At 67.4% G+C, this 16,002-nt stretch carries 15 protein-coding genes; 7 read left to right on the top strand and 8 right to left on the bottom strand.

Going from position 1 to position 16,002, the window contains the following annotated elements:
- The 4 genes from aroC to KHO22_RS27010 form a co-directional block, all read right to left on the bottom strand.
- Nucleotides 1-1,113, bottom strand: a complete 1,113-nt coding sequence (gene aroC / locus KHO22_RS27025) for a chorismate synthase (RefSeq protein ID WP_211950250.1) — start codon at nt 1,111-1,113, stop codon at nt 1-3.
- A 76-nt stretch (nt 1,114-1,189) separates the two neighbouring features.
- Nucleotides 1,190-1,930 carry a glutathione S-transferase C-terminal domain-containing protein gene (locus KHO22_RS27020; RefSeq protein ID WP_211950249.1) on the bottom strand — a complete coding sequence of 247 codons (741 nt, stop codon included), beginning with the start codon at nt 1,928-1,930 and terminating at the stop codon, nt 1,190-1,192.
- A gap of 35 nt (nt 1,931-1,965) precedes the next feature.
- The gene (locus KHO22_RS27015; RefSeq protein WP_211950248.1) at nt 1,966-3,864 is read right to left on the bottom strand and encodes an MFS transporter; all 1,899 of its coding nucleotides are present in this window, start codon (nt 3,862-3,864) and stop codon (nt 1,966-1,968) included.
- A 125-nt stretch (nt 3,865-3,989) separates the two neighbouring features.
- Entirely contained in the window at nt 3,990-4,436 is a 447-nt protein-coding gene (locus KHO22_RS27010; protein ID WP_211950247.1) for a CBS domain-containing protein, read from the bottom strand.
- Nucleotides 4,437-4,655: 219 nt separating this feature from the next.
- Between KHO22_RS27010 and KHO22_RS27005 the strand changes: the two genes are divergently transcribed.
- The 3 genes from KHO22_RS27005 to KHO22_RS26995 all read left to right on the top strand — a co-directional run bounded on the left by KHO22_RS27005 (nt 4,656) and on the right by KHO22_RS26995 (nt 7,200).
- Nucleotides 4,656-5,966 (top strand): O-acetylhomoserine aminocarboxypropyltransferase, encoded by a 1,311-nt coding sequence (locus KHO22_RS27005; RefSeq protein WP_211950246.1) that lies wholly within the window; start codon nt 4,656-4,658, stop codon nt 5,964-5,966.
- A complete protein-coding gene (locus KHO22_RS27000) occupies nt 5,966-6,790 on the top strand; it encodes an alpha/beta fold hydrolase (RefSeq protein WP_211950245.1) in 825 nt (274 codons plus the stop codon). Before KHO22_RS27005 ends, KHO22_RS27000 begins: the two co-directional genes overlap by 1 nt.
- Before the next feature lie 92 nt (nt 6,791-6,882).
- Nucleotides 6,883-7,200, top strand: a complete 318-nt coding sequence (locus KHO22_RS26995; RefSeq protein ID WP_211950244.1) for an Mpo1-like protein — start codon at nt 6,883-6,885, stop codon at nt 7,198-7,200.
- 41 nt (nt 7,201-7,241) lie between these two features.
- Here the strand turns inward: KHO22_RS26995 and KHO22_RS26990 are convergent, their stop codons facing one another.
- A complete protein-coding gene (locus tag KHO22_RS26990; protein WP_211950243.1) occupies nt 7,242-8,576 on the bottom strand; it encodes a YihY family inner membrane protein in 1,335 nt (444 codons plus the stop codon).
- Between the two features lie 134 nt (nt 8,577-8,710).
- Between KHO22_RS26990 and wrbA the strand changes: the two genes are divergently transcribed.
- The 4 genes from wrbA to KHO22_RS26970 all read left to right on the top strand — a co-directional run bounded on the left by wrbA (nt 8,711) and on the right by KHO22_RS26970 (nt 13,292).
- Nucleotides 8,711-9,313 carry an NAD(P)H:quinone oxidoreductase gene (wrbA, locus tag KHO22_RS26985; RefSeq protein ID WP_211950242.1) on the top strand — a complete coding sequence of 201 codons (603 nt, stop codon included), beginning with the start codon at nt 8,711-8,713 and terminating at the stop codon, nt 9,311-9,313.
- Complete coding sequence (locus tag KHO22_RS26980; protein WP_211950241.1) at nt 9,310-9,738, top strand: DUF2069 domain-containing protein; 429 nt, start codon at nt 9,310-9,312, stop codon at nt 9,736-9,738. The genes wrbA and KHO22_RS26980 overlap by 4 nt, the downstream gene beginning before the upstream one ends.
- Before the next feature lie 19 nt (nt 9,739-9,757).
- Nucleotides 9,758-11,176 carry an FAD-binding oxidoreductase gene (locus tag KHO22_RS26975; RefSeq protein WP_211950240.1) on the top strand — a complete coding sequence of 473 codons (1,419 nt, stop codon included), beginning with the start codon at nt 9,758-9,760 and terminating at the stop codon, nt 11,174-11,176.
- Between the two features lie 319 nt (nt 11,177-11,495).
- A complete protein-coding gene (locus KHO22_RS26970; RefSeq protein ID WP_211950239.1) occupies nt 11,496-13,292 on the top strand; it encodes a glycoside hydrolase family 15 protein in 1,797 nt (598 codons plus the stop codon).
- 49 nt (nt 13,293-13,341) lie between these two features.
- Here the strand turns inward: KHO22_RS26970 and KHO22_RS26965 are convergent, their stop codons facing one another.
- Genes KHO22_RS26965 through KHO22_RS26955 form a run of 3 tightly spaced genes read right to left on the bottom strand, consistent with a single transcriptional unit; the run spans nt 13,342 to nt 15,996 of the window.
- A complete protein-coding gene (locus KHO22_RS26965; RefSeq protein WP_230427048.1) occupies nt 13,342-14,310 on the bottom strand; it encodes a branched-chain amino acid ABC transporter permease in 969 nt (322 codons plus the stop codon).
- 56 nt (nt 14,311-14,366) lie between these two features.
- Nucleotides 14,367-15,251: a branched-chain amino acid ABC transporter permease gene (locus KHO22_RS26960; RefSeq protein WP_211950238.1), complete on the bottom strand. Its 885-nt coding sequence runs from the start codon at nt 15,249-15,251 to the stop codon at nt 14,367-14,369.
- Nucleotides 15,252-15,270: 19 nt separating this feature from the next.
- Nucleotides 15,271-15,996: an ABC transporter ATP-binding protein gene (locus KHO22_RS26955; protein ID WP_211950237.1), complete on the bottom strand. Its 726-nt coding sequence runs from the start codon at nt 15,994-15,996 to the stop codon at nt 15,271-15,273.
- Nucleotides 15,997-16,002: the final 6 nt, after the last annotated feature.

Here is a 16,002-nt window from a genome sequence, read left to right as displayed (position 1 = left end):
TCAGCCCGGCTGGCCGGGTGCCTGCGCGGCAATGCGCGGCGTGTCCACCTTGACGTCGCCGCACTGGGCACGGTGGCGCAGCGCGTGGTCGACCAGCACCAGCGCCAGCAGCGCCTCGGCGATCGGCGTCGCGCGGATGCCCACGCACGGGTCGTGGCGGCCGAAGGTCTCGACGGTCGCCGCGTTGCCGGACTTGTCGATGGACTCGCGCGGCGTGCGGATGCTGGAAGTCGGCTTGATCGCCAGCGACACGGTGATGTCCTGGCCCGTGGAAATGCCGCCCAGGATGCCGCCCGCGTTATTGCTGCGGAAGCCCTGCGCGGTGAGTTCGTCGCCATGCTCGCTGCCGCGCTGGGCCACGCTGCCGAAGCCGGCGCCGATCTCCACGCCCTTGACCGCGTTGAGGCCCATCATGGCATGCGCGATATCGGCGTCGAGCCGGTCGAACAGCGGCTCGCCCAGGCCCACCGGCACATTGCTGGCGACCACCTCGATGCGCGCGCCGACCGAATCGCCGTCGCGGCGCAGCGCATCCATATACGTTTCCAGTTCCGGCACGATGTCCGCATTGGCGGCGAAGAACGGGTTCTCCGGTACATGCGACCAGTCGCTGAACGGCACCTCGATCTCGCCCAGTTGCGACATATAGCCCCGGATCTCGGTGCCGAAATGTTCGCGCAGCCATTTCTTGGCCACGGCGCCCGCCGCGACCACCGGCGCGGTCAGGCGCGCCGACGAGCGGCCGCCGCCGCGATAGTCGCGGATGCCGTACTTCTGCCAGTAGGTGTAGTCAGCGTGCCCGGGACGGAAGGTCTCGACGATATTGCCGTAGTCCTTGCTGCGCTGGTCGGTATTGCGGATCAGCAGGCAGATCGGCGTGCCGGTGGTCTTGCCTTCGAACACGCCCGAGAGGATCTCGACCTGGTCCGGTTCCTTGCGCTGCGTGACGTGCCGCGACGTGCCCGGCTTGCGGCGGTCAAGATCGGTCTGGATATCGGCTTCGGTCAGCGCCATGCCCGGCGGGCAGCCATCCACCACCGCGCCGATGGCGGGCCCGTGCGATTCGCCGAACGTGGTGACAGTGAAGAGCAGGCCAAGGGTATTGCCGGACATGATGGAAACCGCACAGAAATTGGGGACGGCCTACATTGTAAGGCCAATGCCCGCCCTTCTGCGCCAGGCCCGCCGCTCAGCGGCGCGACAGCTCGCCCGGCTGCGCCGCCTGCGGATCGAAATCCGGATAGAACTCCTCGCGCATGCGTGCCACGTAGGCCACCAGGTTGGCATGCCCCTCCGCGGCGGTGCGGATCGGTGTGTCGAACAGCGGGCACAGCAGGCTGCCGGCGAATGCGAACAGCGTGGCATCGGCGCCGCACGGGCGCTCGCCCATCAGGTACGGACGGTCGCCAAGGATGTCGGCGATCGACGTCACGCCCTTGGCGGCCAAGGCAACCAGTTCGTCTTCGCTATGCCGCCCGAGCCCCTGGTTCCACAGGGTACGGCGAATCTTGTGACGCACCAGCCGCTCCGCCAGCCCGCGTACCGGTGCCGGCACGCCGCGGAAGAACTGCGCCGGGCCCCGCTCGAAGTTGGCTTCGTCGAGCCAGCGTACGCGCGCCACGGCCCAGTACAGATTGTCTTCCATCAGCTTTTCCGCCGCCCAGGCGATGCCGCATTCGGCGGGCGTCAGGCCGGCATCGAAGTCGATGTGGTAGGTCTTCTCGATATGCCAGCGGATCAGCGTGGAATCGGCCACGACGCGGCCCATGTCGTCCAGGTAGGGCAGCTTGCCCTTGGGCGCGCGCCGCAGGCTGCCGCGCCGGGTCTGGTAAGGCAGCCCGGCCAGCTTGAGCAGCATTTCGGCCTTGGTGACGAAGGGGCTGGCGTCGGGCAGGCCGAAGGCCGGGCCAAAGGTGTAGAGCGTTAGCATGGCGGTGATCGCGACGGGACTGTCGGGGGCGCCGGCTAGCGCCATTCGCCGCGCAGGGCGGTGACCATCTGCTGCAGGCTTTCCGGCGTGGCCAGTTCCGGGGCTACCGGCTCGCCCACGACCAGCTCCAGGCGGTTCAGGATGCCGCGCCGGAACGGCCGCGTCATGGCCGCCCCGCCCTTGCGGGAGAAAAAGCTGCCCCACAGCCCGCGCAGCGCCATCGGCACCACGGTCACCGGCGTGCGCTGGATGATCTGCTGCACGCCCTGCTTGAACGCGCTGATCTCGCCGGTGGCCGTGATCTTGCCCTCGGGGAAGATGCAGACCAGATCGCCGTCCCGCAATGCCGCGGCCACGTCGTCATAGGCCTTCACCAGCAGTGCGGGATCTTCGTGCGCGGGCGCGATCGGAATCGCGCGGGCCTGGCGGAAGAACCACGACATCAGCGGCACCTTGAAGATGCGATGGTCCATCACGAAGCGCACCGGGCGCGGGCTGGCGGCCATCAGCACCACGGCGTCGGCAAAGCTGACGTGGTTGCAGACCAGCACGGCCGGCCCGTCGGCCGGAATGCGCTCGGCGTTCACGCGTTGCAGCCGGTAGACCGTGTGCACGAGAATCCAGGCCACGAAGCGCAGCAGGAACTCCGGCACCAGCGAGTAGATGTAGATCGCCACCAGCGCATTGAGCAGGCCCACCACCAGGAACAGCTCGGGAATGCTGAAGCCGGCCTGGGTCAGCGCCACGCCCAGCAGCGATGCGCCGATCATGAAGAAGCTGTTCAGGATGTTGTTGGCGGCAATGATGCGCGCGCGGTGCGTCGGCGCGCTGCGGCTCTGGATCAGCGCATACAGCGGCACGCTGTAGAAGCCGCCGAACATCGCCAGCAGCAGCAGGTCGGCCAGCACGCGCCAGTGGCGCGGCTCGGCAAGGAAGCCGCCAATGCCGGTCAGCGCGCCGCTTGCCTGCCCGTGGCTGGCGAAGTACAGGTCCACCGCGAACACCGTCATGCCGATCGAGCCGAACGGCACCAGGCCGATCTCGACATGCCGGCCCGACAGGCGCTCGCACAGCAGCGAGCCGATGCCGATGCCCACCGAGAACACCGCCAGCAGCAGGGTCACCACGTTCTGGTCGCCGCCCAGCACGTCCTTGGCAAAGCTGAAGAACGAGGTCAGGAAGGTCGCGCCCAGGAACCACAGCCACGAAATGCCCAGCAGGCTCAGGAATACCGTGCGGTTTTCGCGCGCGAGCATCAGGTTGCGCCAGGTCTCCGTGAACGGGTTCCAGTTGATGCGCAGGTCGGGCTGCGGCGCCGGCGACACCGGCACACCGCGCGACACGACGCGTCCGGCCACGGCAAGGCCGATGCAGGCCACCCCGACGTAGAGCGGCCCGATCAGCTTGCCGCCCTGTTCCAGTCCGGCCAGCTCGCCGCCGAGCAGCGTGCCAAGCAGGATGGCGACAAAGGTACCCATCTCGACCAGCCCGTTGCCGCCGACCAGTTCGGATTCATCCAGGTGCTGCGGCAGGTAGGCGAACTTGACCGGCCCGAACAGCGTGGAATGCAGGCCCATCAGGAAGGTGCCCGCATAGAGCAGCGTGGCGCTGTGCCAGGCGAAACCGGCGCAGCCGAGCGTCATGATGGCAATTTCGAGCGACTTCACCAGCCGGATCAGGCGCGACTTTTCGATCTTGTCGGCGATCTGCCCGCTGGTCGCGGAAAACAGCACGAACGGCGCGATGAAGATCGCCGAGATCAGGAATGCGGCGCTGCGGGCATCCACGCCCTCGAACAGCGCCGTGTGATAGGTCACCAGCGAGGTGAAGGCGACCTTGAAGACGTTGTCATTCATCGCCCCCAGGAACTGGGTCCAGAAGAACGGGGCGAAACGGCGCGCGCCGAGCAGTCGAAACTGGCTGTTTTGGCTCATGTTGGCAGGCTTGGGGCCCGGATGGGTTGGCCCCGGGATTCTGCCGGGGCGGCGTTCCGGCCGCCATCATGCCATCACCGCATGGCCGGACTGCACCTGGCCGGGGCACGCCCGGCCGGGCGTGCTCAGTCTGCGTGTTCTTCGGGCCAGTCGCGGATATAGGCCTTGAGCATCTTGTTTTCGAAGCTCTGGTCTTCCACCACCGCCTTGGCCACGTCGTAGAACGAAATCACGCCCATCAGCGTGCGGTTGTCGAGCACCGGCAGGTAGCGAGTGTGACGTTCCAGCATCATGCGGCGCACCTCGTTGACGTCGGTCTCCATGGTGCAGGTGAGCGGCGCGTCATCCATCACCTTGCGGATGCTGGTGGTGCCGACGCTGCCGCCGTTCTTGGCCAGTGTCTCGATGATCTCGCGGAAGGTCAGCATGCCGACCAGGTCGCCGTACTCCATCACCACCAGCGAGCCGATGTCGTGCTCGGCCATGGTGTGGACGGCTACCAGCAAGGCGGTGTCAGGCGTCACGGTGTAGAGCGTATTGCCCTTGATCTGGAGGATGTCGCTGACTTTCATGTATGTCTCCGCTACCGGTGCCTGCGGCATGGCGCCCAAGCGGGGCCGAATGCCTGATTTTATCTGTTCATGGGATGTCCGGGCTGGGGGCGCCCGTGCGCCGATGCTAGCCCAGATCGCCCGGATAAGTAAAGCACAGGCCGGTTTCCGGGCGGATGACCCATCCCCGCACGGGCGATGCTACGATGCAGCCCGGAGACAACTCTCGGCCGAATCATCATGTCTGGTACCCGTTTCGACACGCTGGCGCTGCACGCCGGCGCCGCGCCCGACCCCGCCACCGGGGCCAGGGCCACGCCCATTCACCTGACCACCTCGTTCGTGTTCAAGGACAGCGAGCATGCGGCTTCGCTGTTCAATATGGAACGCGCCGGCCACGTGTACTCGCGCATTTCCAACCCCACCGTGGCGGTGCTGGAAGAACGCATCGCCGCGCTGGAGAACGGCGCGGGCGCCGTCGCCACCGCCTCGGGCCAGGCCGCGCTGCACCTGGCCGTGGCCACGCTGATGGGCGCCGGCTCGCATATCGTTGCCTCCACCGCGCTGTACGGCGGCTCGCACAACCTGCTGCACTACACGCTGCGCCGCTTCGGCATCGAGACCACATTCGTCAGGCCGCGCGACATCGACGCGTGGCGTGCCGCGATCCGCCCGAACACGCGCCTGCTGTTCGGCGAGTCGCTGGGCAACCCCGGCCTGGATGTGCTCGACATCCCGACCCTGGCGCAGCTCGGCCAGGACAATGGCATTCCGCTGCTGGTCGACTCCACCTTCACCACGCCCTACCTGCTGCGCCCGTTCGACCTCGGCGCGGGGCTGCTCTACCATTCGGCCACCAAGTTCCTGGGCGGCCACGGCACCACCATCGGCGGCGTGCTGGTGGAAGGCGGCACGTTCGATTTCGAGGCCTCGGGGCGCTTCCCGGAACTGTCGGAGCCGTATGAAGGCTTCCACAACATGGTCTTCACCGAGGAGAGCACGGTCGCCCCGTTCCTGCTGCGCGCGCGCCGCGAAGGCCTGCGAGATTTCGGCGCCTGCATGAACCCGATGGCCGCGTGGCAGCTGCTGCAAGGCGTGGAAACGTTGCCGCTGCGCATGGCGCGCCATGTCGAGAACACGCGGCGCGTGGTGCAGTTCCTGGCCTCGAACCCGATGGTCGAGTCCGTCGCCTACCCCGAACTGGAATCGCACCCCGACTACGAACTCGCCAAGCGCCTGCTGCCGCGCGGCTGTGGCGCCGTGTTCAGTTTCAACCTGAAGGGCAATCGCGAAGCCGGCAAGCGCTTCATCGAAAGCCTGTCGCTGTTCTCGCACCTCGCCAACGTCGGCGACGCCCGCTCGCTGGTGATCCACCCGGCCTCGACCACGCACTTCCGCATGGACGCCGCGGCGCTGCAGTCGGCCGGCATCACCGAAGGCACGATCCGCCTGTCGATCGGCCTGGAAGACGCCGACGACCTGATCGAAGACCTCAAGCGCGGGCTGAAGTCCGCCGAAAAGGCCATGAGCGGCAAGGGAGGGCAAGCCTGATGGAACTGAAGATCGCAGGCCAGCCGGCCTACGCCTATACCGGCGGCAAGCCGTTCGACCCCGCCCTGCCCTGCGCCGTGTTCGTGCATGGCGCGCAGAACGACCACAGCGTCTGGGGACTGCAGACGCGCTGGTTCGCCAACCACGGCTTTTCCGTGCTGGCAGTGGACCTGCCCGGCCACAACCGCAGCAAGGGCGCGCCGCTGGCCACCGTCGAAGAGATGGCCGACTGGGTCATGGCGCTGGTGGCCGCCGCCGGCGTCACCGCGCCGGCACTCGTATTCGGCCACAGCATGGGCTCGCTGATCGCACTCGAATGCGCGGCGCGCCACGCGCAGTCCGTGCGTGGCATCGCCATGCTCGCAACGGCCTATCCGATGAAGGTATCGGACGCGCTGCTCGACGCCGCGCTCAACCGTGAAGACCAGGCCATCGCCATGGTCAATGCGTGGTCACACTCGAGCCTGGCCAACAAGCCGTCATCCCCCGGGCCTGGCGCATGGATGCAGGGCGGAAGCCAGCGACTGATGGAGCGCGTCTCGCGCAACAACCCGTCGGTCCATGTCTTCCATAACGACTTCACCGCCTGCAACACCTACGCGCATGGCGAGGAAGCCGCGGCGGCAATGTCCTGCCCGGCGCTCTTCATCACGGGCAGCAAGGACATGATGACTTCGCCCAGGGCCGCGCAGGCGCTGGCCGCGAAGATGGCCAATGCCAGCGTGGTTTCAGTACCATGCGGGCACGCCATGATGGGCGAGCGGCCGGACGAAGTCCTCGATGCCCTGTCCGGCTTTGCCCGCGAGGTCGTAGCGGCGCCCTGAGCGGCCGCACCGGCGGACGGCCCGCGCGGCGCCGTCCGCACCTGCTGCGCGCGGCGGGCTACACTCAGGCTTACAAGGATTCGGAGACAGCCATGACCCGGGCCCACGCGCGCGAATTCGAGAGTTTCGCGGCTTTCTATCCGTACTACCTGAGCGAACACCGTGACCGCACCTGCCGGCGGCTGCATTTTGCCGGCTCGACCGTAGCGCTGATTTGCCTGCTGATGAGCGTCATCACGGGCAATGCGTGGTGGCTGGCTGGTGCGGTGGTGTCAGGCTATGCGTTTGCCTGGGTCGGGCATTTCGGGTTCGAGAAGAACCGGCCCGCCACGTTTCGCCATCCGCTCTACAGCCTGATGGGAGATTGGGTGATGTATGCGGATATCCTGCGCGGGCGGATTCCGTTCTGAAGCCAGTTGGCTGCGGCGGCTCGCGCCGAAGCCACCCTGGCCTATCCCCGGCGCCCCGGCGGCACCACCTCCAGCGCCGGCCTCGGCGGTTCAGTCGACTCGGCCACCGATGGACCGGCGGCGCCCTGCTCCCGGAACACCACCTCCAGCGGCTGGTCCAGCTGCGGATTGATCAGGATCGATTTGAGCGACTCCGCCCCCTGCAGCTGCTGCGCCAGCGCCGTGCGCGGCAAGCGCGGCAGGTTCAGCACCAGCCGGTCATACAGCATCCGCAGCGTCACCTGCGACGGATCACAAAGCAGCGCCCAGTGCGCCTGCCCGCGATCCTGCTGCAGCTTGCCGATCAGGTGCATGGCCTTGAGCTTGCCGAGCAGCACGGCAAGGTAGTCGGCTTCGACACGAAGCTTGCGCCCCAGGTCCAGCTCCCCCACGCTGCGCGGCACCTCGTCGCGCGCCTTGTACAGCAGCAACAGCACGCCCAATGCATCGAAGAACTCGCTGCCGGCGAACGTGCGCCGGCGCCAGTGCCCGTGCCGCACGACCGGCAGGTTGGCGGCAATGGTGGCGCCCAGCAGCGTCACCAGCCAGCTCAGGTAGATCCACAGCAGGAAGATCGGCAGCGCCGCGAAGGTCCCGTAGACCGCCGTGTAGGTCGGGATATGCATGATGAAATACCCGAAGCCGCGCTTGGCGAATTCGAATGCGATGGCCGCGACCAGTCCCGCGGCAATTGCGTCGCGCCACTCGACATACGCATTCGGCACCGCGGTATAGAGGAACGCGAACGCCAGCGCCGACAGCACGACCGGAGTCGCACTGACCAGCAGCCCCAGGCCGATCGGCATATTGCCGACATAGCCCGCCGAGACCGAGATCAGGTAGGAACTGATCGACAGGCTGGCGCCGATCAGCACCGGGCCGAACGTCAGCACGGCCCAGAACACCAGCACGCGCTGCGCCAATGGCCGGCGCTGCTTGACGCGCCAGATCGCATTGAGCGCATCTTCCACCGTCAGCATGGTCAGCACCGACGTCAGCATCAGCCCGCCCAGGCCCATCGCCGTCAGGCCGCGTGCGCTCTTGGAAAACTGGCCGAGGTAGCGCGAGATCGATTCACTGACGTTGCCGGGAATCAGGTTCTGGAACAGGAAGGTCTCGATGTCCGCGCGGAACTCCCTGAATACCGGGAACGCGGCCAGCAGCGCGAACGCCACCGTCAGCACCGGCACGACCGACAGGAAGGTGGTGAAGGTCAGGCTGGCGGCGACCTGGGGCAGGCGGCCTTCGCCCGCGCGGCGCAGCGCATAGCGCGCGAGCGCGCGCAGCTTCTGCAGATTCCATTCCCTGCGCAGGCGGGCGACGCGGGTTCCATACATGCTGCGAGGGACTCCTGTGTGGTGATGATGGCGATCGGGCGGGTCCCGCCGAGGTGGCGGGGGCACAACTATAATACGCGGATTGTTCCGGGCCCCATGCCGAACTTCCCCGGCACGGCCCGCCACCCCGCCCCATGACCGACATCCTCGTCCTGTACTACAGCCGCCACGGCAGCACCCGCAAGCTGGCAGAACTCATCGCCACCGGCATTGACCGCGTTCCCGGCGCGCAGGCGCGCCTGCGCACGGTGCCGCCAGTCTCCACCGTATGCGAGGCCACCGCGCCGGATATCCCGGGCGATGGACCGCCCTATGTCGAACTGCGCGACCTGGAGGAGTGCGCCGGCCTGGCACTCGGCAGCCCCACGCGCTTCGGCAACATGGCCGCGCCGATGAAGTACTTCCTCGATGGCACGGTCGCCCAGTGGCTGTCGGGCACGCTCACGGGCAAGCCGGCCTGCGTATTCACGGCCACCGGCAGCCTGCATGGGGGCCAGGAAACCACCTTGCTGTCGATGATGCTGCCGCTGCTCCACCACGGCATGCTGATCATGGGCCTGCCCTATTCCGAGAAGGCGCTGATGACGACCACGGCCGGCGGCACGCCCTACGGCCCGAGCCACCATGCGCACGGCGACAATCGCGGCCCGGTCACCGATGACGAAGCCGCCCTGGCCATCGCCATGGGCAAGCGGCTGGCCGAAGCCGCGTTGCGCCTGGCGGGAGACCGCGCATGACCGCCGCGCCGGCCGACAGCAACAGCAGCGACAGCGCCCTGCACAACACCGCGCTGTACCGCCTGAGCGTGGGCAGCCTGGTCGCGCTGATGGTGCTGTGCATTGCGTGGGAATGGTTCCTGGCACCTCTGCGGCCCGGCGGGTCGTGGCTGGTCATCAAGTTCCTGCCCCTGCTGCTGCCGCTGCGCGGCGTGCTGACGCGCAACCGCTACACCATGCAGTGGTCGTCGATGCTGATCCTGCTGTTCTTCACCGAAGGCATCGTGCGCGCCACCAGCGACCGCGCGCCGTCTTCGACGCTGGCCTGGATCGAGGTCGCGCTGACGCTGCTGTACTTCTTCAGCACCGTCTTTTACCTGCGCCCGTACAAGCGCCGCGCCAGGGCGGCAAAGACCGATCCCTCCGGCAGAACCGCCGGCAAGTAGCCGCATTCCAGGACACGACATGCCTGCTCCGCACCACGACTCCTTCCTTGACCTCTGCCGTGCCGCACTCGGTCCCCAGCATGTGCTGACCGACGCCGCCGACAAGGCGCCCTTCCTGACGGACTGGCGCAAGCGCTACACCGGCGACGCCATCGCCGTGCTGCGCCCGGGCAATACCGAGGAAGTGGCGGCCGCTGTCCATGCCTGCCATGCGCACCAGATCGCCGTGGTGCCGCAGGGCGGCAATACCGGCCTGTGCGGCGGCGCAACGCCGGCCACGATGGATTCCGTGGTGATTTCGCTGCAGCGGCTGAACCGCGTGCGGCAGGTCGACCCGCTCAACAACACGGTGACGGTGGATGCCGGGGTGGTCCTGCAACACCTGCAGGATGTGGCGCACGAACATGGCCGGCTGTTTCCGCTGAGCCTGGCGGCCGAGGGCAGCTGCACCATCGGCGGCAACCTCTCCACGAATGCGGGCGGCACCGCGGTGCTGCGCTATGGCAATACGCGCGAGCTATGCCTCGGGCTCGAAGTCGTGACGCCCAGTGGCGAGATCTGGCATGGCCTGCGCGGACTGCGCAAGGACAACACCGGCTATGACCTGCGCGACCTGTTCATCGGCGCGGAAGGCACGCTCGGCATCATCACGGCCGCGGTCATGAAGCTGTTCCCGCTGCCGCGTGCCAGCGTCACCGCGCTGGCCGCCGTGGCAAGCCCGCGCGCGGCGCTGGCGCTGCTTGCCATCGCCCAGTCCCACGCAGGGGCCATGCTGACGGGCTTCGAGCTGATGTCGGCGATGAGCATGCAACTCGTCACCACGCATTTTCCGCAGCTGCGCTACCCGTTTGCCGAGGTGCATCCGCAGCTCGTGCTGATAGAGCTTTCCGACAGCGAAGGCGAGGACCATGCGCGCGCCATCTTCGAAAAACTGATGCAGGTCGCCTTCAATGCCGGCGTCGTCGCCGACGCCGCGGTGGCGGAATCCGTGCAGCAGTCGCGCGATTTCTGGAACCTGCGCGAACACATTCCGCTCGCGCAGGTCGAGGAAGGCAAGAACATCAAGCATGACATTGCCGTGCCGGTGTCGCGCGTGGCCGATTTCATCGAGACCACCGACGCGCTGCTCCAGGTGTCGTTCCCGGGCGCCCGCATGGTGACCTTCGGCCACCTCGGCGACGGCAACGTGCACTACAACGTGTCGCCTCCGGCCGGCGAGGACCACGACGCGTTCCTGGGCAACCAGGACGCCGTCAACCGCATCGTCCATGACAGCGTGCATTCGCACGGCGGCTCGATCTCCGCCGAGCATGGCCTGGGCCAGCTCAAGCGCGAGGAGAACCGCCTCTACAAGAGCGAGGTGGAACTGGCCATGATGCGCGCGATCAAGCAGGCGCTGGACCCGCAGGGCCTGATGAACCCCGCCAAGGTCATCTGAGCGCGGCCAGCCCGGCGCGAAAGGCCCCAACTGCCCATCCGGCAGTCGCGGGCACGGCATGCCCGCGACGGCCGCGCGGTCACGCTCAGGCACAAGGAATCGGCCGCCGGCACTGTGACTCGCGGCGCGCAATGTAACGCACGCATGGCACGGCCAGCTTGCGGAGTGGCCCCGCGCAGTCATCGCAAGGTACCGGAACCATGACATCGCGCGAGCCTCCAACAAGGTAGGCGGCCCGGCCGGCGCATTGGCCGGTGCCATTCCCGCGCGGCAGCGCAGACGCCTGCCCCACGAGCCACCGATACGACTCAGGACCGCCGTGGCTGCTTTGATCGAGGACTACGCACTGATCGGCGATTGCGAAACGGCTGCACTGGTCTGCCGTGACGGCAGCATCGACTGGCTGTGCCTGCCGCGCTTCGACTCCGCCGCGTGCCTGGCCGCGCTGCTGGGCACGCGCGATCACGGACGCTGGCGCATCGCACCGGCTGGTCGCGGCGGCAGGAGCCGGCGCCACTACCGGCCCGGCAGCCTGGTGCTCGAAACCGTCTTTGTCCATCCGGAAGGCGTCGTCACCGTGATCGACTTCATGCCGATCCGCCACGGCATGGCCAACTCCGGCGAGCGTTCTGATGTTGTCCGGATCGTTTGCGGCCGTAGCGGCAAGCTCGACATGAAGATGGACCTGACGCTGCGCTTCGACTACGGCGCGACGGTGCCATGGGTGACCCGGCTCGAACAAGGCAATGGCATCCGCGCCGTGGCGGGCCCCGCCATGGCCGTCTTGCGCGCGCCCGAGCCATTGCGCGGAAAGGACCTCGCCACGACCTGCGAGTTCACGATAGAGGCCGGCGAGGTCAAGCCATTCGTACTGACCTATAGTCCCTCGCACCTCGCCGCTCCACCCCCGCTCGATGCACTGCAGGAACTCGAACGCACGGACCGCTGGTGGCGAGACTGGTCCGAACGGTGCGAGGCCGGCGGTGACTGGAGGGGGCCGGTCAGGCGTTCGCTGCTCACCCTCAAGGCCCTTACCTACTGGCCGACCGGCGGGCTGGTCGCGGCGCCGACCACATCCCTGCCCGAAGCACCGGGCGGCGTACGCAACTGGGACTACCGCTACTGCTGGCTGCGCGACGCGACCGGGACCCTGCTGGCGCTCATGGCCGCCGGCTACTACGACGAAGCCCAGGCCTGGCGGGCCTGGCTCACCCGCGCGGTCGCCGGCAGCCCCGAGCAGGCCCAGATCATGTATGGCGTCGGCGGCGAGCGGCGCCTGTGGGAATGGGAACTGGACTGGCTGCCGGGGTACAAGGGCGCCAGCCCGGTACGCGTCGGCAACCTTGCCGCGACCCAGCTCCAGCTCGACGTCTATGGCGAAGTCATGGACGCGCTGTACCAGGCGCGCCTTGGCGGCCTGCCCCGCGATCCGGACTCGTGGGCGTTGCAGCGCTCGCTGGTCAACCACCTTGCCGCGATCTGGCAACAGCCCGACGAGGGCATCTGGGAAGTGCGCGGCGGGCGGCAGCCGTTTACCTTCTCCAAGGTCATGGCCTGGGTCGCGCTGGACCGGGCCATCAAGACCATCGAAATGCATGACTGGCCGGCCTCGGCGTCGCACTGGCGCACGGTGCGGGACACTATTCACGCCGACGTGCTGGCCAACGGCTTCAACCGCAAGCGCAACAGCTTCGTGCAGGTCTACGGCGGCAGCACGACCGACGCCAGCCTGCTCCTGCTGCCGATCGTGGGCTTCGTCGACGGCAAGGACCCGCGCATGCTCGGCACGATCCGGGCCGTCGAAGAAGAACTGCTCGCCGACGGGCTGGTGCGCCGGTACCTGCCGTCCCGCACGGCAGACGGGCTGCCCGGCGACGAACCGACCTTCGTCGCCTGCAGCTTCTGGCTCGCCGACGCCTATGCCGTGGCCGGCCGCCGGCAGCAGGCATGCGAACTGTTCGAGCGCCTGCTCCTGCTGCGCAACGATGTCGGCCTGCTGTCCGAGGAATATGATCCGGCCACGCGCCGCATGGCCGGAAACTTCCCGCAGGCGCTGTCTCATATCGCGCTGGTCAACACCGCGTTGCTGCTCGACAAGGGCGTCAGGCGGGCGTGAGGCCGCGGCAACTCCCCCGCAGCAACTCCCCCTTGCCAGCAGCAACCGGTCAGCCGCCTTTCCGCGCTCGCCCGGCAAACTGTCCGACGATGCCCTTGCGGAACATCAGCACGCACAGGACGAAGATCAGGCCCGTCACCATCGATACCGATTCGCCCAGTCCATTGAACCAGTCGACGCCAGTCGCCGCCGCAAGGTAATTGCCAATATCCCCGAGCTTGTTCTCCAGCGCCACGATCACGAACGCGCCGACGACGGGGCCGGAAAGCGTGCCGAGCCCGCCGACCAGCGTCATCAGGATCACCGCGCCGGACATCGACCAGTGAACGTCCGTCAGCGTCTCGAAGCCAAGCACGAGTGCCTTCAGCGATCCAGCCAGCCCCGACAGCGCCGCCGAGAGCACGAACGCCGCGAGCTTGAAGCGGTCGACGTCATAGCCGAGCGAGACCGCGCGCGGCTCGTTCTCCTTGATCGCCTTCAGGATCTGGCCGAACGGCGAATGCACCGTGCGCACGATCAAGGCGAACGCTGCCACCACGATGGCCAGCACTACGTAGTACAGGGTGAGATCGCCTTCCAGCGACAACACGCCGAACAGCCTGCCGCGCGGGATGCCTTGCAGCCCGTCCTCGCCGCCCGTGAACGGCGCCTGCAGGCACAGGAAGTACAGCATCTGCGCGAGCGCCAGCGTGATCATCGAGAAGTAGATGCCCTGGCGCCGAATGGCCAGCGCGCCCATTGCCAGCCCGATCAGCGCGCCCGTCCCCGTGCCCAGGAGCAGGCCGAACTCCGGCGTCACGCCCCACGCTTTCATGGCTTGTCCCGCGGCATAGCCGGCGCCGCCGAGGAACGCGGCATGCCCGAACGAGAGCAAGCCCGCATAGCCGATCAGCAGGTTGAACGCACACGCAAACAGCGCGAAGCAAAGCACCTTCAGCACGAACACCGGATAGGCGCCGGCCAACGGCGCGGCCAGCAGGCCAAGCAGGAGCAGGCCGTACAGGGCCGTCTTCGGCATGCGCCAGGCCGGCGCGCGCGGCTGCAGCACGACTGCAGTCATCGAGGGTTCACGCATCATTTCTCCTTTCCGAACAGCCCGGCCGGCCGCACCAGCAACACCAGCGCCATGATGATGAACACCACGGTCGATGACGCTTCCGGATAGAACATCCTGGTCAGTCCCTCGATCACCCCCAGGCCGAGGCCGGTCAGGATCGACCCGGTGATCGATCCCATGCCGCCGATCACTACCACCGCAAAGACCACGATGATCAGGTTCTGCCCCATCAACGGCGAGACCGGCATGACCGGCGCGGCCAGCACGCCGGCAAAGGCTGCCAGCGCCACGCCGAAGCCATAGGTCATGGTCACCATCAGCGGCACGTTGACGCCGAACGCTTCCACCGCCCTGGGGTTCTCGGTGCCCGCGCGCAGGACGCTGCCGAACCTGGTCTTCTCGATCAGGTACCACGTGCCGAGGCATGCGCCCAGCGACGCAGCCACGACCCACGCGCGATAGTTGGGCAGCCGCATGAAGCCAAGGTCGCTCGCGCCTTGCAGCGCGGCTGGCGGGGCATACGGCAAGCCCGACACACCATAGGCCGAGCGGAACGCGCCTTCGATCACGAGCGTGATCCCCAGCGTGAGCAGCAGGCCGTAGATGTGGTCGAGCCGGTAGAGCCAGCGCAGCATCGTCTTCTCGATGAGCATGCCAAGCGCCATCACCACCAGCGGCGAGAGCAGCAGCATCACCCAGTAACCGAGCCCGGCGTAGGCCATGCCGGCCCACGCCAGCAGCGCGCCGAGCATGAACAGTGCGCCGTGCGCGAAGTTGATGACATTGAGCAGGCCAAAGATCACGGCCAGCCCGAGGCTCAGCATCGCATAGAACGCGCCGTTGACCAGCCCCAGCAGAAGCTGGGACAGCAGCGCGGAAAGCGGGATATTGAACAGCTCCATGGAACTCCCCTTTTGGGCGCTATACGCCCAGCAATTCGTTCAGCACCGGCATCTTCGCTTGCAGCTCGCTGGCCGCGAAGCGTTCGACGATGCTGCCGTGCTCCATCACGTAGAAGCGGTCGGCCAGCGGCGCGGCGAAGCGGAAGTTCTGTTCCACCATCACCACCGTATAGCCCTTCTTCTTGAGCATCAGGATCATGCGCGCGAGCGCCTGCACGATCACCGGCGCCAGGCCTTCCGAGATCTCGTCGAGCAGCAGCAGGTTCGCGCCGGTGCGCAGGATGCGCCCCACCGCCAGCATCTGCTGCTCGCCCCCCGACAGGCGCGTGCCCTGGCTCTGGCGGCGCTCCTTCAGGTTGGGGAACATGTCGTAGATCTCGGCTTCGCTCATGCCCTTGCTGCTGTCGGCGCCCTTCAGCACCGGTGGCAGCAGCAGGTTCTCCTCGCACGACAGGCTCGAAAAGATCGCCCGCTCTTCCGGGCAGTAGCCGATGCCGTAGTGCGCGATCTTGTGCGTGGGCAGGCTGATGGTCTCGTGGCCGTTGACCTGGATCGAGCCCTTGCGCGCGCCCGTCAGGCCCATGATCGCGCGCAGCGTGGTGGTGCGGCCCGCGCCGTTGCGGCCCAGCAGCGTCACCACCTCGCCGCGGTTCACGGTCAGGTCCACGCCGTGCAGGATGTGCGATTCACCGTACCAGGCGTGCAGGTCCCTGATGTCGAGCGCGGGTACGCTGGTTGTCGTCATGTCGGT

It is taken from the genome of Cupriavidus yeoncheonensis (assembly GCF_905397275.1).
In the GTDB taxonomy this organism is placed as follows: domain Bacteria; phylum Pseudomonadota; class Gammaproteobacteria; order Burkholderiales; family Burkholderiaceae; genus Cupriavidus; species Cupriavidus yeoncheonensis.
The sequence above is the reverse complement of the archived record's forward strand: the minus strand, read 5'-3'. Positions and strand labels throughout refer to the sequence as shown.

What these genes read in the sequence shown, in the direction of transcription:
- aroC (WP_211950250.1), bottom strand. Translation starts at nt 1,113, where the DNA reads ATGTCCGGCAATACCCTTGGCCTGCTCTTCACTGTCACCACGTTCGGC.
- KHO22_RS27020 (WP_211950249.1), bottom strand. Translation starts at nt 1,930, where the DNA reads ATGCTAACGCTCTACACCTTTGGCCCGGCCTTCGGCCTGCCCGACGCC.
- KHO22_RS27015 (WP_211950248.1), bottom strand. Translation starts at nt 3,864, where the DNA reads ATGAGCCAAAACAGCCAGTTTCGACTGCTCGGCGCGCGCCGTTTCGCC.
- KHO22_RS27010 (WP_211950247.1), bottom strand. Translation starts at nt 4,436, where the DNA reads ATGAAAGTCAGCGACATCCTCCAGATCAAGGGCAATACGCTCTACACC.
- KHO22_RS27005 (WP_211950246.1), top strand. Translation starts at nt 4,656, where the DNA reads ATGTCTGGTACCCGTTTCGACACGCTGGCGCTGCACGCCGGCGCCGCG.
- KHO22_RS27000 (WP_211950245.1), top strand. Translation starts at nt 5,966, where the DNA reads ATGGAACTGAAGATCGCAGGCCAGCCGGCCTACGCCTATACCGGCGGC.
- KHO22_RS26995 (WP_211950244.1), top strand. Translation starts at nt 6,883, where the DNA reads ATGACCCGGGCCCACGCGCGCGAATTCGAGAGTTTCGCGGCTTTCTAT.
- KHO22_RS26990 (WP_211950243.1), bottom strand. Translation starts at nt 8,576, where the DNA reads ATGTATGGAACCCGCGTCGCCCGCCTGCGCAGGGAATGGAATCTGCAG.
- wrbA (WP_211950242.1), top strand. Translation starts at nt 8,711, where the DNA reads ATGACCGACATCCTCGTCCTGTACTACAGCCGCCACGGCAGCACCCGC.
- KHO22_RS26980 (WP_211950241.1), top strand. Translation starts at nt 9,310, where the DNA reads ATGACCGCCGCGCCGGCCGACAGCAACAGCAGCGACAGCGCCCTGCAC.
- KHO22_RS26975 (WP_211950240.1), top strand. Translation starts at nt 9,758, where the DNA reads ATGCCTGCTCCGCACCACGACTCCTTCCTTGACCTCTGCCGTGCCGCA.
- KHO22_RS26965 (WP_230427048.1), bottom strand. Translation starts at nt 14,310, where the DNA reads ATGCCGAAGACGGCCCTGTACGGCCTGCTCCTGCTTGGCCTGCTGGCC.
- KHO22_RS26960 (WP_211950238.1), bottom strand. Translation starts at nt 15,251, where the DNA reads ATGGAGCTGTTCAATATCCCGCTTTCCGCGCTGCTGTCCCAGCTTCTG.
- KHO22_RS26955 (WP_211950237.1), bottom strand. Translation starts at nt 15,996, where the DNA reads ATGACGACAACCAGCGTACCCGCGCTCGACATCAGGGACCTGCACGCC.